Source organism: Bacillus sp. NTK071, from assembly GCF_017303315.1.
In the GTDB taxonomy this organism is placed as follows: domain Bacteria; phylum Bacillota; class Bacilli; order Bacillales; family Guptibacillaceae; genus Guptibacillus.
This window is the reverse complement of sequence record NZ_JAFKOI010000014.1, coordinates 58761-75703: the sequence shown is the minus strand read 5'-3', so window position 1 is coordinate 75703 and position 16943 is coordinate 58761. Positions and strand designations below refer to the sequence as shown.

Genomic DNA, 16943 nt, shown 5'->3' with positions numbered 1-16943 from the left:
GTAAAGGAACGGGGGTCAGGCACGAGCCTGACCCCCATTCTCTCTTCATTCTCCTCTTTCTCCACTCACCGCTCCAACACAGCAGGACGCACGAACGTCACACCATCTACTTCAACATCCTGATATACCCATTCGCCCGTATGGGTCATAAATTCAATTCCTTCTTCCGTAAGGAGAATCGTATCTTCTGACTTCACACCTGGCAACGAAGGGTTCCAAGCATAGGCTTGATTCACCACAACTTGTTTCGTAGTTTCTGGGTTTGCTAGAAACTCCCGAGAGTTATAACCTGTTAGACCACCTTGGTGGAGCAACTTCCAGTCATCAGGGAAGCCCTGGTTCGCATACTCATTCACACCAGCTACAATCACTTCACCAGCGGTAACGCCGGCTCTTGTTGCAGCATTCATCACGCTATCGATTCTCGCAACAGTTGCGCTGTTTCTTCGAAGTTCATCTGGCAACTCCCCGAAATAGACGAGCCTTGTTACATTAGCTACAAGACCGCCTTCCTCTGCACAAAGAACAAGCATCGCATGGCGCTCAAGTTTCTTCTCAGTAGGTATTGGATGACGGTAGCGGTATATTCGCTCATCGGTTGCAACAAGCAACACCTGAATTGACATCCCATTGCTCAACACCTTAGAAGCGAGATGTGCTTCAATTTCATTCTCGGTTTGACCAGGTTCAATTTCTCGGCACGTCTCTTCTACCGCTTTAGCCGCTTTTTGACAAAGATTCCTGTAGCGCTCACGTTCACTATCTGTCAGCACTGACCGAACGTTCGAAAGCTCCCCATCTACAACATCCCAGTCAGAATAGATCACGTCGGTTGCCATCCTCTTTCCAGACGCAACCTCTTCAATTAGATGATCAACAGGGTTGTACCAATCCACAGAAAGGACTTCAAATGGAAAGGATAAATCCGCGCATTCTTCTTCTACGATTCGTCGCTCTTCCATTTTCGACGTCACAAGGTACGCTTTCTCACGTGTAATGATCCAGTCAGCAACGCCTGCCTCCATCGTCTGGACAATATAATTCGTATTTCCACCAGTTAACCACGAGAAATTGTTCCTTCTCCGTAGCAGAATACCATCATAATTCTTCTCTTCTAAAAACAACCGCACCTTTTCAATACTCATTCGTTATCACCATACCCTTTTGGATTGTTCTGATGCCAGCTCCAAGCATGGGCAACAATTTGAGAAAGTTCAGGATAAACCGGGTTCCATCCAAGATCATTGATGGCTTTAGATGAGGAGGCAATTAGCGTAGCTGGATCTCCCGCACGTCTCGGGGCAACTTCAGCTTTAATGTCTTTCCCCGTAACAGTTCGACATGTCTCAATCACTTCTTTCACTGTAAACCCTATTCCATTCCCAAGATTGTAGACGCCACTTTCGTTCGTTTCTTTCATCTTCTTCAATGCAAGGTAATGCGCCTGGGCGAGGTCAAGAACATGAATATAATCCCGGACGCACGTGCCATCCTTCGTATCATAATCGTCTCCAAAAATAGACACCTGTTCTCTTTGACCGAGCGCGGCCTGTAAAACGATCGGAATTAAATGAGATTCAGGATCATGATCTTCCCCAATTCTACCTTCCGGATCAGCACCTGCTGCATTGAAATAGCGAAGGGATACTGACTTCAGTCCATAAGCGCCATCGCACCAGCGTAGCATCTTCTCGATCGCAAGCTTCGTTTCACCATATGGATTCGTTGGTGCAGTTACATCACTTTCCTCAATAGGTGTACGTTCTGGGTTACCGTACGTTGCTGCGGTTGATGAAAAGACAATGTGCTTCACATCATGCTCCACTAGCTTTGAAACAAGTGAATGTGATCCAGCTACGTTATTACGATAATACTCCAGCGGATTCGTTACGCTCTCGCCAACAAGTGAACTCGCTGCGAAATGAATGACCGAATCAATTGAATGGTCTGCAAAAATTTGATCGATCACTTTTCCATCCGTTAAGTCCCCTTTATAAAAAGGAACGTCAAGGACTGCCTGTTCATGGCCTTTCGTTAAATTATCTAGAACAACTACTTCTTCATTCTGCTCACGTAAATACATTACGGTGTGGCTACCAATATATCCAGCGCCACCTGTGACTAAAATCGCCATGTTTTTCACTCCAATTCGTAAAATAAGCGTCGAAAATGATCATTATTTCCCGGAAAATACTAGTTATCTTGAACGAAGGACATGTGCTGCTAGCGGTGCTAGCGACATCTCACCTGTAAATGTTTCTTCAGAAACAGGATCTACCCATTTTCCTTCAGGTAATGTAAGTGAGCCTTTATTTTCAGTAGAATGATTAACAACACTCAAGAACAATGAGCCATCATTCGCAGTACGGGTAACCGCTTCTACCTCTTCCCCGCTAGAAGGTATAACTGTCACACCAGCCTCGGTGAAAATATCTGAATAAAGAGTATCCATCATCTCATTTTCAAGCGCGGAGCCAACATAATAGACCGTCCCTTTACCAAATTGATTCTTCGTAATTGCTGCCGTTTTCTCGTAGAAACAGCTACGATACTCAGCAAGAACTTCTGCTGTTGTTGGCTCAACTAAATCACACCAGATCGATGCAACAGAGTTCACTCCAGAAACGGATCCCTGAACGCCTTCCACAGCATTGCTCTGACCAAGCTGAAGCGATTCATATTCGTTAATTTCAACACCAGCAAGCTCTCGTAAAGCGCCTGGAAGCGTGTCTTCTACAACGAAATTATTTTGCTCTTTCACACCTGCACGGTAGGAAAGGATGACGGTTCCGCCCTGTTCAGCAAAGCGAGTGATTTTCTCATTTACCTTAGGATCTGTTAGGAAATAAACAGGTACAACAAGCACTTTATAGCCATCAAGATCGCTTTCTTTCGTCACAATATCGGTCAGTGCATTCATACGGTGTGCCGGGCTATAGAAGCGAAGGAATTCGCGCTTATAGTCAAAGGCATTGCTTTGTGGCTGAATTCCCCACGCCCATGCATTCTCAACATCATAATAAACGGCTACATCAGCCTTATACTTTGAATCAATCCAGTCATCTCCGAACACACGAAGTGAATCAATGACTTCTTTTACCTCTCTATACTTACGCTTTGGTTTCCCATCATGATCAAGTACACCGTGACAGAATTCTTCTGTACCAAAACGAGCAGCACGCCAGCGGAAGTAAACAATCGCTTCTGCACCACGGGCAATGGCCTGGTATGTCCACAGTTTAATATGTCCTGGACGAGGCAAGTAACCGATTGAACTCCACCCCTGCGCACCTGAGAGCTCTTCCATTACCCAGAACCCTTTGCCGTCTTTCGATGAACGGCAGAGATCATGCTGGTGCGCTATAGCAGCTGGAGCGATTGGTTCAGGTAAGCCACCCCAAACAGGATAGTTATCAAACGAAATAAAGTCGAGATCTTTCGCCATATCCCACTGGTTAATCGCTTGTCCAGTGTAAACGAAGTTATGTGTGATCCACTGGTCTGATCGAATATGTTGACGAAGAAGATACGTTTGAAGCTTGTTATAAGTTGTATACGCATGAGCGCAGAAACGATCAAAATCCAGTAGCAAGCTTGGATTATGCTCCTGGAACACTTTACGCGGAACAGGAATTTGCGTCCACGCGGTGTACGTTTGACTCCAGAAAACCGTTCCCCACGCTTCATTTAGGGTATCGAGGGTTTGATATTTCTCTTTTAGCCAAGTCTGAAAGGCTTTTTGATCCACATCGCCATAACTGCGGTCTGATTTCTCGTGTCCATACTCATTGTCTGTCTGCCAGCCAATGATGCCTTCATGCTGACCGTAGCGCTTTGCCATTTCCTCTACGATTTTCGCTGAAAAGTCACGGTATACCTCACTGTTCACTGTATAGTGACGCCTTGCTCCAAACGAAATAACTGTTCCATTCTGATCAACTGGCAGAATTTCAGGATATTTCTCGATCATCCATGCCGGCGGCGTTGCAGTTGGTGTTCCAAGCACCACCTGTATCCCATTCTTTGTGAGCAGCTCAATCGCTTCATCATAGAGTGAAAAATCATATACGCCCTCTTCTGGCTCCATCAGTTGCCAACCAAACTCTGCTAGTCGCACAACGTTTACGCCAAGCTCTTTCATTAACCTTACATCTTCGGCCCAACGCTCTTTCGGCCACTGCTCTGGATAATAATCTACACCTATATACAACGCTCTCGCTCCTTTAACTGCTCAAATAGTTATCCGTTCTTTTACAATGAGAAAAGAAGCCAGCCAGGGACGGCCAGCTCTTATTAATTTGGCTATGTTAATGAGTCAAAAATTGAGAAATCAACAATGGAAGCTAACATAGCTATTAATTTAAATGGCTGTTCAATGCTGCTGTGAAACGATCAAATGCAGCCTCACCAGCAGGATCTTTCTTAAATACACCTGCATGACTTAGAATATCTGAGAAGATGAGACCAACTTCATCTTGCAGAATTCTATCAATAGTAGCTTTTTCAAGATCAGGGTACTTTTCTAGAAGTGATTTAGCCCAGTCACCATGCTTACTAATTCGTTCATCTTCTGCAATTCGATTAAGAGGCTCCTCACCAGTGAGGAGGTCACCAAGAAGTTGAAGTTCTTCTTTCAATCGTCCCGGAAGTACTGCAAGTCCCATTACTTCAATTAAACCGATGTTTTCTTTTTTAATATGATGAACCTCTGCGTGAGGATGGAAAAGTCCCATCGGATGCTCGTCTGTCGTACGGTTGTTACGAAGAACGAGATCAAGTTCAAATAGCTCACCATTTCTGCGAGCAATTGGAGTAATCGTGTTATGTGGTTCTTCTGTATAAGCAAGAACATTCGCTTCTTCGTCACTGTAGGCTTGCCAGAACTTAAAGATCGCATCAGCAAGTTCTCCAAGCTCTTCTCTACTTTCACCTTGTAACCTAAGGACAGACATTGGCCAATTCACAATGCCAGCCTTAACGTTCGGATAGGAAGAAAGATGAACAGATCGCTCGATTTCTGCTTTCGCCATAGGGAAATCATGCTTTCCTCCCTGGAAATGATCATGACTTAGAATCGATCCCCCTACAATTGGAAGGTCAGCATTCGATCCTATGAAATAATGCGGAAACTTATTGACAAATTCAAGTAGACGATCAAATGTCCCACGGGAAATTTTCATCGGCTCGTGCTCACCATACAACACGATCGCATGCTCGTTATAGTAGACGTATGGAGAATACTGCAAGTACCACTGCTTGTCTTCAAGTGTAACGGGAATAAGGCGTAGATTCTGCCTCGCCGGATGCGTTAATCGCCCTGCATATCCAACGTTTTCCTTACAAAGCAAACACTCTGGATAACCGCTTGCCTTCGCTGTCTTAGCAGCGGCGATGGCTTTCGGATCTTTCTCTGGTTTAGACAGGTTAATCGTGATTTCCATATCCCCATAGTCTGTGGCCGTTAGCCAGTGTTCATTCTTTGCAAATCGATCCGTTCGAATATAATGAACGTCTTTTGAGAATTGATAGAAAGCTGCGGTTGCAGCTTCTGGACCAACCTCACGATACGTCGTTTCGAAACGATCAACAACGTTCGATGGTCGCTCTGTTAAACACCCCATAATTTTTGTATCAAGCAAATCTCGGTACGTAACGGTGTTTTCTTCTAATCTTCCATTCTCATAAGCCCAATCAAGAATGTTCTCAAGGATCTCAACTGGACTTTCAGGACTATCGCTAACAGCATTTCCTAGATGAAACTCAGTAAGTTGAAGGACATCTAGAATCTGATTTCGAGCATATGACACGTCCCACTCACGAATGATTTCTCTTTTAATCGCATAGTGGAGGAGTCGTTCAATTTCGTGATCGATTGTCATGGTTTCTCTCCCCTCCTCGTTAGCTTTACAGTGCTTCGCTTAATTGGTTAATTTCTCTTGCACCATCGCCAATTTCAACAACGTAGAATTCAGGCGTTAGTCCTGTTTTCTCTTTATATAGTTCTGCTGTATTTTTACGGAACGATTCTAGAAACTTATTCGCAACAATACTAATCGTACATCCTCCAAAACCTGCACCTGTCATACGAGAGCCAATGACGCCTTCTTCAGACCAAGCTGCTTCAACGAGGGCATCAAGTTCAACTCCTGTTACTTCATAATCATCACGTAGAGAAACATGAGATTCATTCATCAATTGTCCGAATGCCTCAATGTCCCCTGCCTTTAACTTCTTCGCAGCCTCAATTGTACGCACGTTTTCAGAAACAGCGTGTTTGGCGCGCTTACGATCAACAGGATTTGTAATAAGGTGCTGATGTGCTTCAAACGTTTCCATTGTTAAATCACCAAGTGCTTCTATATCCAACTGTTCTTGCAGCTGAGCAAGTGCGCGCTCACATTCAGAACGACGTTCATTGTATTTTGAATCCGCAAGCCCTCTTCGCTTATTCGTATTCGCAATCACAAGTGAAGCATTTTCCAGTTGGACCGGGCTATAGCTATACTCAAGCGTATTGCAGTCTAGAAGAACAGCAGCATTTTCTTTCCCCATTCCAATCGCAAACTGATCCATAATTCCGCAATTCACACCGACGAATTCATTTTCAGCACGCTGACTCATTTTAACCATATCAACCATATTGATCTCTAAACCATTCAATTCATTCAGTAGTACTGATGTGGCAAGCTCAATGGAAGCTGATGAAGAAAGACCAGCACCGTTAGGAATATTTCCATAGTAAAGGACATCAAATCCACTCACACTATAGCCGTTCTCCTTAAAGATGGATACGACACCCTTCGGATAATTCGCCCAATCGTGCTCCTCGTCATAGATGAGGTTCTCTGATTCAACTTCAATTATCCCTTTTGACTCAAAGTTCATGGAATACAATCGAATCAATGAATCCTCTCTTTTTCGAACGACTGCGTAGGTGCCAATACTTAATGAACAAGGAAACACATGTCCTCCGTTATAATCCGTGTGCTCTCCGATTAAATTAACGCGACCCGGTGAGAAAAAGCTTTTCATTGCCCCACCGTCTCCAAACACCTTCTCAAACTGTTCGTACATCTTTTTCATATCAATCACCGACCTTGACCTATTATTTACTACTTTTTCTTAGTTTGAGCTTTGTAGCCATCGTGACTTTCTTGGCAACTTTACGTCTAAGCAAGCGTTCCATCAAAAGCCCCACTGCTGTTTCACCCATTAGTTCCGTGTACACCTTCACTGTACTTAAAGCAGGATACACGTATTTAGACACGCTAATGTCGTTCACGCCAATCAAACTCACTCGTTCAGGTACTGCTACACCTTTTTCATGAAGGGCACGCAAGCACCCAATTGCAATCGTGTCATTTCCGACGAAAAAAGCAGTAGGAAGCTCTTCGCCAAGCTCTTCTATTGCTTTGTTCATGAGGGAGTAGCCATCATCAACTGTAAAGGATCCTGTATAGATGTAGGATGCGTTTCCTTCTCCTTGCTTCTCCATATAAGACTGGAACGTTGATTCCCGTTCGTCCACAATTTCAGCACTTGCGTCACGAAACGTTTCTCTTCCTCCGATATACCCAATTCGTTCATGACCTTTGCTCACAAAGTAATCAAGCACTTTTTCTGTTGCTTTCTTAAAATCCACCACAACCGAATCGTATTTCTCGTGACCAGGATCATAATCGACAAAGACAATGTTCGGTGTCACTTTGCTAAGCGAATCGATCTCATTCGTACTAAATTTCCCTACAGCAATCATGCCCTGTATGTTTTCTTTCTCAAGCTCATCGTAGCGATCTTTAAAAATTTTCACGAGTTCAAGTCGTTCTTCCTGGCAACGCTGCTCAACACCAAGTCGAATGGACATATAGTAAAGGTCGTTCAGCTCTTCCTTTTCTGTGTACCAGTGAATAATGGCAATCTTCGGTGTGAGAGACTTTTTCCCTCGCTTCTTACTATAGGATAGCTCTTCTGCTACCTCGAAAATCCGCTTTTTTGTATCATCTGAAACAGATAACGTCTCATCATAGTTTAAGACGCGTGAGACAGTTGATGGTGAACATTGCACTTTTTGTGCGATATCCTTAATCGTTGCCATAGCCATCATCCTTTGTCATTCTCTTATTCTGCTTTTAAATAGGCTCTTTTCGTAGATATTATTGCTATCAGAGTTAATTTCCGCTCCAGGATGCTCGCTTTCCGCGGGGCGGGCGCTGAGCCTCCTCGTCGCTTACGCTCCTGCGGGGTCTCACCTGTCCCGCTAGTCCCGCAGGAGTCGAGCATCCTTCCGCTACAATTAGCGAAGTGTGGTTTTTTATTCAAGAATTGATTCAAAAGCAACAATCTCTTAGTAGAGAGCCTTTAAATAAAACACTTTCGACTGGAAGTCTCCACCACGCTCAGCGAATGCTTCATTCGCTCCATTAAATTCAATAGGGAGTGGTAGACCATTCTGCATTAATTCATCGCCGTAATATGTACGGCTGTCCACTTGGTAAGCCAAGTCATGATCAAGACCTTTTAATTTCAATACTTGATTCGTCCTAGGATTCGGTGTACTTGAAGCTTTGTACCAACCAACAATGGCTTCCTTTCGATCATTCGAAACAATCATCCAGGCTGTTTCATTTCCTTCAAAAGGACTTTGCAAACGAATAAACGATCCGTCTCGCACAAGTGGCCTAAATGATTTATATCGACGAATTTGCTCTTTCACAATGTCTTTCTCTTCACTCGTTAAACTTGAAGGATCGAGTTCATACCCGAACGTTCCAAAATAGGCTACATCTGCCCTTAGTGATAATGGAGTTGAGCGAAGCGTTTGGTGATTTGGCACAGCTGACACGTGAGAACCAATACTATAGATTGGATAAGCCATTGACGTACCATATTGAATTTTCAAGCGCTCAACCGCATCCGTGTCATCGCTTGCCCATGCCTGTGGTGCATAATAGAGAAGCGCTGGATCAAAGCGACCTCCACCACCCGCACAAGATTCAAACAGTACATTTGGAAACTCTGATGTTAAGCGTTCATAAAGTTCATAGACCCCAAGGATATACCGATGGAAGAACTCCCCCTGGTGATTTAGTCCTGCAGAGTAGGCCTCCGTAATGTTTCGATTCATATCCCATTTGATGTAGTCAAGGTCGGTTGCTTGAATAACCGCTCTCATCCGTTCAAAAATCGTATCAACTACATTAGAATTTGTATAATCAAGTACACGCTGATTGCGACCAAGAGTATAATGCTCTTCTGGTACTCCAACAGCCCACTCAGGATGCTCACGATAAAGATCGCTATCCACGCTAATCATTTCCGGCTCAAACCATAAACCGAACTTAAGGCCAGTTTGTTTAACTTTTGAAGCTAACGATGCAATCCCTTCTGGGAGCTTTTTACGGTCTACAAACCAGTCTCCAAGAGAGGTCCGGTCATCATTTCTTTTTCCAAACCAACCATCATCTAGAACAAACAATTCTACACCTAATTCCTTCGCTTCCTCCGCAAAGTGAATGAGCTTTTCTTCATTAAAATTGAAATACGTTGCTTCCCAGTTATTAATGAGAACCGGACGTTCTGCTGTCTTCCATTGCTCAGAAATCAGTTGGTTTCGGTACAAATGATGAAACGACTGACTCATCCCGTTTAAACCTTCATCAGAATAAACCATCACCGCTTCAGGTGATTGAAATTCTTCACCAGGTGCAAGGTTCCATTCAAAACCAATTGGGTGGATGCCAAGCTGTACCCTCGCAACTCCATAATGATCGACTTCTGTTTGTGCAAGGAAATTGCCGCTATAAACAAACTGGAATCCAAACACCTCACCTGTATGCTCAGTTGCATCCTTCGCCTTCAATGCAAGGAAAGGATTATGATGATGAGAACTAGCACCACGGATACTTGAAATAGACTGAATTCCCTGTTCAAGCGGACGTGTTTTCACATGACGTTCACGCGACCAAGTCCCAGACAGATGAACCAAATTCATATCAGCATCTGGAAGATCAATTGACAGTGACATCATCCGGTCCACAGAAAGAGCAGTGCTTGACGAATTCACAACACGAACATTTCGAGCAATGACCGCTTCATCCGCAAAAATCGTATAGCTTAAATGAAGCTCAACTCCACTGTACACGTCTTCTAGCACAATAATCAGCGTTTCTGCTTCAGATGAATCGGCATACGTAGCTGGAAGACCACTCAGGGCAGGTTTCCCTTCTAGAATGTCATGCGATTTGTAAACAAAGTTCGCAACAGGTTTCTGCTCCTGTGACATCATAAATGCCGGCTCTCTAAAATCGCCTTTTCCATACACAGGATACTCTTGCCTGATCGTTTCAAGTGAAAAGGCTGCATCATCTTCGTACGTATGACAACTTGCAGGTGTCGGGTTATGATACTTCTCAAAATGAGTATAATCGCGATCTGGACGTAGCGCTTTACCAAAATAAAGATGTCCAAGCTGCCCATTTTTTAAGATGTGAAAAACGTAGCTGATCTTTCCATTTTTCAGGTGAAATTGTTTTTGATTAACCAGTATGCTCATTGCCATCGATCCTTTATCCGAGTTTAGGTTCGTTTGTTAATGTGACGCTACTTGCAGTATGTTCTTCTAATTCAAGAACAACCAGCTCATTCTCGCCTTCTCGTAGAAGTGGTCCTGGTAAATAAAGGCGCTGCTGTGGCCCCATCGTCTGCCAGTACCTGCCAAGGTTAAAACCATTAATATAAACATTCCCCTTCGTAAATCCTTCTAGATCAACAAACGTATCTATACAAGACTCCGCACGGAATGTCCCTTTCAAATACTTAGGATAACGCTCACCAGCTGAGAACGTGTTCGGTAACATGTCTCCTTCAATGCTCACCATTTCCCAATTAAACCAATACTGATTGTTAAGCCACAGATTGCTAACAATCCCCTTCTGGTCAGATAAATGCTTGCCATAATTAACTCGACCAAGGTTCTCAACGAGAATTTCTAAATCGTTCTCCTCATTCGGAAATAAAAGCGAAATCGTTTTATGAGCATCATTCACCGATACCGTTGCTTCATGCTTTCCATTTACATAAATGAAGGCTCTGTCACGAATTGGCGTTGTATCAAGTTCAAACGTTCCTGTGTCGTTTATCGTTGTACGATAAAGCGTGTAACCGAAGTTCTGATCCAGCTTCTCCATGCTGAGCGGTGTGATGTGCTTTACTTTGGTCCCTACTTCTTTAATAACATCGAATAGGCTTGCACTCTCAGTAAGCGTTACTTCTCCGTAGCTTTTCGTTTCTACTTTAGAAACGTCTGTAACACTTTTTAACACATCCGCCATGGCGAGGTATTTATCTGTCACATCGCCCCATTCTGTGAGAAGAGAATCATAGTCATAGCTGGTAATCGTTGGGGCATATTTCTCGTAATGATTTGCACCGTTATAGAAGCCAAAATTCGTTCCACCATGGAACATATAGAAATTAACTGATGCACCCATGTCCATTAGTTTCTGGAACACGACTGCTGCATCCTTTGCATCTCGCGTATGATGTTCACCGCTCCAATGATCAAACCAACCAATCCAGAATTCTGCTACCATTTTAGGAGAGTCAGGTTTCATCGCTTCAAGAGCTGCAAAGGCTTCTTCTGGTCTTGAGCCAAAGTTTAACGTCGTTACGACGTTATCCATTGAACCTTGTTTAATAAAATCTGGTCCGTCGGATGTGAAGTAAAACGTCTCAATGCCATGTTTCTCATATTGTTCTTTATGAAAGGCAAGGTAGTTTTGATCGTTACCATACGCCCCATACTCATTTTCAATTTGAAAGGCAATCACCGGACCGCCATTTTGTAATAAGAAAGGCTTCAATCTTGGCAGAAGTTCCGCAAAGTAATCTTCTATATGTGTTAGAAAAGCAGGATGACTACAGCGAATCGCCATATCATCCTCTTTTAGCAACCAGGAAGGAAGTCCTCCCATTTCCCATTCTGCACAAATATAAGGAGACGGTCTGAGAATCACATAAAGTCCGATTTCCTGTGCTTCATCTATGAACCTCTCCACGTCAGCCATTCCTTTAAAATAAAACTGACCTTTCTTCGGTTCATGAAAGTTCCATGGGATATACGTCTCTACTGTATTCAATCCAAGCGCCTTCAGCTTTTGAAGACGATCTCTCCAGTACTCAGGCACAACCCGGAAGTAATGGAGACCTCCTGAAAGAATCTGAAAAGGTTCGTCGTTTAGATAGAATTGGTTCTTTCTCGCTTCCAGCATAAAAGCCTCCTCCTATTTCAAAGCGCTTCCAAGCATACCTGAAATAAATTGTTTTTGCAGTGTTAGGAAGAATGCGATGATCGGTACTGTTGCTAGTGTAACGCCCATCATCACTTGACCGTAGTCGATATAAGAGAGTCCCATTAAGCTAGACAGCGCAACAGGGAATGTATACATGTCGTTCGTATTCAACACAACGAGTGGCCACATGAAGTTGTTCCACTGTGTCATGAAGAGGAAGATCGATGCAGCTGCTAGCGCCGGGCGCATCGATGGAATAACGATTGAGATAAAGATACGTGTTTCGCTTGCACCATCAAGACGCGCTGACTCCATCAACTCTGTTGGGAAAGCGAGGAAGTTCTGTCTTAATAGGAAGATCGCAAACGGGAAACATAGTTGCGGTGCAATGACCGCGAAGTACGTGTTTAATAGATTAAAATCAGACATCATTTGGAACAAAGGAATCAATGTTGCCTGGTAAGGAATCATCATCGACAGCAAGAATGCTGTAAAAATGAATTTTTTCCCTTTGAAATTATATTTCGCTAAAACGTAAGCTGCGCTCGCACAGACGGCAAGGGCAATAACAACATATAGTCCTGATACAAAAAGAGAGTTAAACAGTACTCTGAAAATACCAATGGATTCATTTAAATTCGTTAAGTTCGTCATAAATTGATCGCCAGGTAAAAGCGTTGGCGGGTTCGTAAACATTTTACTAGAGTCGTTCGTTGCCCCGATAAACATCCAATAGAATGGGAAGATCGAAACGACAAGGAAAATACTTAGAAGCGTATACATCCAAACCGCTTTTAGCTTCTTTTTCTTTCTCTTTGGCTTCTTCTGCTGTCTCTCAGCAAGCGTCAATTCATTCGAAGACTGTTCAATTACTTCTAGGTTCTTAGCCATTAATCATCACCTGCAATTTTGAATTGGATAATGGATAGAATACCAACCATCACAACTACCGCGTATGCAATGGCAGAAGCGTAGCCAAAATCGAAGTATTCAAATCCACTTTGATAGATATAAAGTCCAAGAGTCATAGTCGAATCGGCTGGGCCACCGCCTGTTAAGTTAAACGGTTCATCGAAAAGTTGCAGTGTTCCGATTGTGGAAAGAATCCCAGCGAATAAGATAACTGGTTTAAGTTGAGGAACAGTAATATAGAAAAATTGCTTAAACTTGTTCGCTCCATCAAGGGAAGCTGCTTCATATAAATCTTCTGGAATGTTTTGAAGGGCTGCAAGGAAAATAACCATGTTATATCCTGTCCATCTCCACGTCATGGCGATGATAATCGAAGCCTTCGCCCAGAATGGATCAGACAACCATGGAATAGCCGAAATGCCAATGTAGCTTAATGCCGTGTTAATAATTCCTTCTTCTTGAAGCATGATTGAGAATAAGATCGAGTAGGCTACAAGCGACGTTACAGCCGGTAGAAAGAAGGAAACGCGGAAAAATCCTTTTAACTTTAACAGCTGGTTGTTCAATACATTGGCTAGTACCATTGCAAGAATGATCATAACTGGGACTTGAACAACAAAGATAATGAATGTATTCTGCATCGCTGTCCAGAAAATATCGTCGTTCCAAAGACGCGTATAGTTCTTCAATCCTGCAAAGACGTACTCTCCCCCAACACGCTCCTGAAAACTTAGAACAAATGAAGCGATTATCGGATAGACAGTAAATGCAAGAAACAATAGAATGGCCGGAGCTGCGAAGAAATAAGGAAATGTTTTCGCTTTATTCATTAATACCCCTCCTTAACATGAAAGGGGTTGACGCGAATCAACCCCTGATGATTTCAATACTTATTGAATACGGTTTTTCAAACGTTCTTCTGATGCTTTCAATGCTTCGTCAATTGCCTTACCGTTTGCAATTTCAGACTGTGCTTTCACAGCTTCATCCTTCGCTACAGCATAGTCTCCTGTGTAGTTAACGGCTGGAATGCTGTCCATTTCGTCAGCAAGCAGACTCCAGATCGGCTGATTGTTAAAGAACTCAACTTCTTTTGTAAATGCCTCGTTATCGTAAATCGTGTTCAATGAAGGGAATAAGCCGCCTTCCATTGCTGATAATTGAACATCTTTATTTGTCGAGAAGAATTCCATAAAATCATAAGCGAGATCAGCATTGTCACTTGCACTAGGAATCATGTAGTTACTTCCACCAAGGTTTGAAGCGCGATTTCCACCCTCTTCAAATGCTGGAAGTTCAATTAACCCCCATTGACCTGATGTATCTTTGCCCTGCTGAGTAATGGAACCATATAACCATGCACCAGATGGAGCTGTTGCTACATCGCCGCTCGTCATCGCACTAATCCATGCGTCCCAACCGACAGTTTCTTTGACAAGACCTTCTTCGTTAAGCGTCTGTTGTACTTCCATTGCCTTTTTCGATTCTTCTGAAGTAAGCGCAACGTTCTTCTCATCATCAAAGTAGAATGTTCCCTGCTGATTCAACATCATGCGATAAAGACCATCATCACCATTAAGGTCAAGACCAATCATAGCTGTATCTGTTTTTTCTTTAATTGTTTTACCTGCTTCAATGTAGTCATCCCACGTCTTAATGTCTTCTGCATTTACGCCAGCTTCTTCAAAGATATCCGTGCGGTAGAAAACACCTGTTGGTCCACCGTCGAATGGGAAGCCATACATTGCACCGTCTTTTGAAACTAACTCTGTCTTATAAGACGGGAAACTATCTTTCATCTCATCGAATCCTTTATCTGAAACGTTTACAAAAGCATCTGGAAACGCATTCATATAACCTTGAACACGATCATCTTCCACAAGTACGATATCAGGTAGTCCTTTTCCACCAGCTTGAAGCCCTGTCGTTAGTTTGGAATAAACATCGTCAGTTCCCATTTCTACAACTTCTAGTTCAAAATCCGGATTTTCTTCTTTAAATTTCTTAGCGGCTTCTTCAAGAACTGGTACGTTAATGTTCCAAGCCCAAGCCGTTACTTTATTGCGATCACCTGATCCTTCGTCACTTCCGCTATTTCCACAAGCAGCAAGAAACATACTCAAAACAAGTAGCATACTAACAAGACCCGTTACCTTTTTCATCGACTACCCCTCCATTTGTTTACTAAACGATCATTGGTGCGCTCTATGAAAGCGCCTACACTTAATAGGATAGTAGAAGGGGTAAACATAGTCAAGTAAATGTTTACTAAAAGTTTACTGCATAATTTACCAAAGGAGTCAGACCCCTCTCTGACCCCGCTAATAAATAAAAGGAAAGCGTCCACCTGAGACGGACACTTTCCTCTTTTTGTCTTTATAGGGGGTCAGGTACGTACCTGACCCCCATCACATCATCATTATTGAATTCGAGTCTTCAACCGATCTTCCGCCGCTTTGTATGCCTCTTCAATCGATTTCTTATCATTCATGATTTCAGATTGCGCTTTGATTGATTCATCACTTGCAATTGCATAGTTTCCAGTGAAGTTTACAGAAGGAATATCGTTCATTTCACTTGCAAACAGCTCCCAAATTGGCTGATTACCGAAGAATGAGACTTCCTTCGTAAATGCTTCATTTTCATAAATCGTGTTCAATGTTGGGAACAGACCATTGTCCATAGCTGTAAGCTGGACGTCATCGCTAGTTGAGAAGAATTCCATGAAATCATATGCTAAGTCCTGATTGTTACTAGCACTCGTAATAACATAGTTACTTCCACCAAGGTTAGATGCTCTGTTTCCACCTTCTTCAAATGCCGGCAGCTTAAATACTCCCCATTTGCCTTCAGTATCTTTCGCCTGTTGTGTAATCGAACCACTTAACCATGCGCCAGATGGTGCCGTTGCCACTTCACCTTGAGCCATTGCACTAATCCATGCATCCCAACCAACTGTATCTTTCACAAGTCCTGCTTCCTTCATCATTTTCACTTTTTCAGCTGCTTGCTTTGATTCTTCAGATGTAAAGTTCACATCCTTCTCATCATCAAAATAGAACGTCCCCTGCTGCGTCATCATCATACGGTATAGTCCGTCATCACCATTCAAATCAAGACCAAGCATCGCTTTACCTGTTGCATCTTTGATCTTTTTACCCGCTTCAATAAAATCATCCCACGTCTTAATATCATCAGCATTTACGCCAGCTTCTTCAAAATAGTCCGTCCGGTAGAAAACACCTGTTGGTCCACCATCAAATGGGAAGCCATACATCGCACCCTCTTTTGAAAGGAGCTCTGTTTTATAAGTAGGGAAGCTATCTTTACTTTCATCAAATCCCTTATCCGACACATTCACAAATGCATCCGGGAAAGTTTCCATATACCCCTGAACACGATCGTCTTCTACAAGAACGATATCAGGTAACCCTTTACCACCAGCCTGAAGGCCAGTCGTTAATTTCGAGTAAACATCTTCACGTCCTAGTTCAACAACCTCAAGTTCAAAATCCGGATTCTCTTCTTTAAACTTCTTAGCCGCTTCTTCAAGCACTGGTACGTTAATATTCCATGCCCAGGCTGTTACTTTTTTGCTGTTACCTTCTCCTGCCGATCCTTCACTTGAACTATTAGAACTTGAACAAGCTCCTAGAACGAGAATCAGAATAAGCATTACACTAATACGACCCGCTACCTTTTTCAAATTTACCCCTCCAGTTTGATTACTAAAGAAATTTA

General features: G+C 43.0%; 11 protein-coding genes and 1 pseudogene. All 12 read right to left on the bottom strand.

Translation table 11 applies throughout. The features are described 5' to 3' along the window. Nucleotides 1-65: 65 nt before the first annotated feature. The 12 genes and pseudogenes from JI666_RS17135 to JI666_RS17080 all read right to left on the bottom strand — a co-directional run bounded on the left by JI666_RS17135 (nucleotide 66) and on the right by JI666_RS17080 (nucleotide 16908). Nucleotides 66-1145, bottom strand: coding sequence for a M24 family metallopeptidase (locus tag JI666_RS17135; RefSeq protein ID WP_206894116.1), 1080 nt, complete (start codon nucleotides 1143-1145; stop codon nucleotides 66-68). After that, on the bottom strand, nucleotides 1142-2134 hold the full coding sequence (gene galE, locus JI666_RS17130; RefSeq protein ID WP_206894115.1) for a UDP-glucose 4-epimerase GalE: 993 nt from the start codon (nucleotides 2132-2134) through the stop codon (nucleotides 1142-1144). Before galE ends, JI666_RS17135 begins: the two co-directional genes overlap by 4 nt. 63 nt (nucleotides 2135-2197) lie before the next feature. Continuing rightward, nucleotides 2198-4213 (bottom strand): annotated as a pseudogene (locus JI666_RS17125) (beta-galactosidase); the annotation flags it as partial. 142 nt (nucleotides 4214-4355) lie between these two features. After that, a complete protein-coding gene (gene galT / locus JI666_RS17120; protein ID WP_206894103.1) occupies nucleotides 4356-5879 on the bottom strand; it encodes a UDP-glucose--hexose-1-phosphate uridylyltransferase in 1524 nt (507 codons plus the stop codon). 25 nt (nucleotides 5880-5904) lie between these two features. Continuing rightward, entirely contained in the window at nucleotides 5905-7083 is a 1179-nt protein-coding gene (locus JI666_RS17115) for a galactokinase (protein WP_206894101.1), read from the bottom strand. 22 nt (nucleotides 7084-7105) lie between these two features. After that, the gene (locus tag JI666_RS17110; RefSeq protein ID WP_206894099.1) at nucleotides 7106-8095 is read right to left on the bottom strand and encodes a LacI family DNA-binding transcriptional regulator; all 990 of its coding nucleotides are present in this window, start codon (nucleotides 8093-8095) and stop codon (nucleotides 7106-7108) included. A gap of 249 nt (nucleotides 8096-8344) precedes the next feature. Continuing rightward, on the bottom strand, nucleotides 8345-10552 hold the full coding sequence (locus JI666_RS17105; RefSeq protein ID WP_206894098.1) for an alpha-galactosidase: 2208 nt from the start codon (nucleotides 10550-10552) through the stop codon (nucleotides 8345-8347). 13 nt (nucleotides 10553-10565) lie between these two features. Continuing rightward, nucleotides 10566-12269, bottom strand: coding sequence for a glycoside hydrolase family 35 protein (locus JI666_RS17100; protein ID WP_206894096.1), 1704 nt, complete (start codon nucleotides 12267-12269; stop codon nucleotides 10566-10568). 12 nt (nucleotides 12270-12281) lie between these two features. Next, complete coding sequence (locus tag JI666_RS17095; RefSeq protein WP_048312872.1) at nucleotides 12282-13073, bottom strand: carbohydrate ABC transporter permease; 792 nt, start codon at nucleotides 13071-13073, stop codon at nucleotides 12282-12284. A 107-nt stretch (nucleotides 13074-13180) separates the two neighbouring features. After that, nucleotides 13181-14032 carry a carbohydrate ABC transporter permease gene (locus JI666_RS17090; RefSeq protein WP_206894092.1) on the bottom strand — a complete coding sequence of 284 codons (852 nt, stop codon included), beginning with the start codon at nucleotides 14030-14032 and terminating at the stop codon, nucleotides 13181-13183. A gap of 60 nt (nucleotides 14033-14092) precedes the next feature. Continuing rightward, entirely contained in the window at nucleotides 14093-15364 is a 1272-nt protein-coding gene (locus JI666_RS17085) for an ABC transporter substrate-binding protein (RefSeq protein WP_206894090.1), read from the bottom strand. Nucleotides 15365-15621: 257 nt separating this feature from the next. Then, complete coding sequence (locus JI666_RS17080) at nucleotides 15622-16908, bottom strand: ABC transporter substrate-binding protein (protein ID WP_286170917.1); 1287 nt, start codon at nucleotides 16906-16908, stop codon at nucleotides 15622-15624. Nucleotides 16909-16943: the final 35 nt, after the last annotated feature.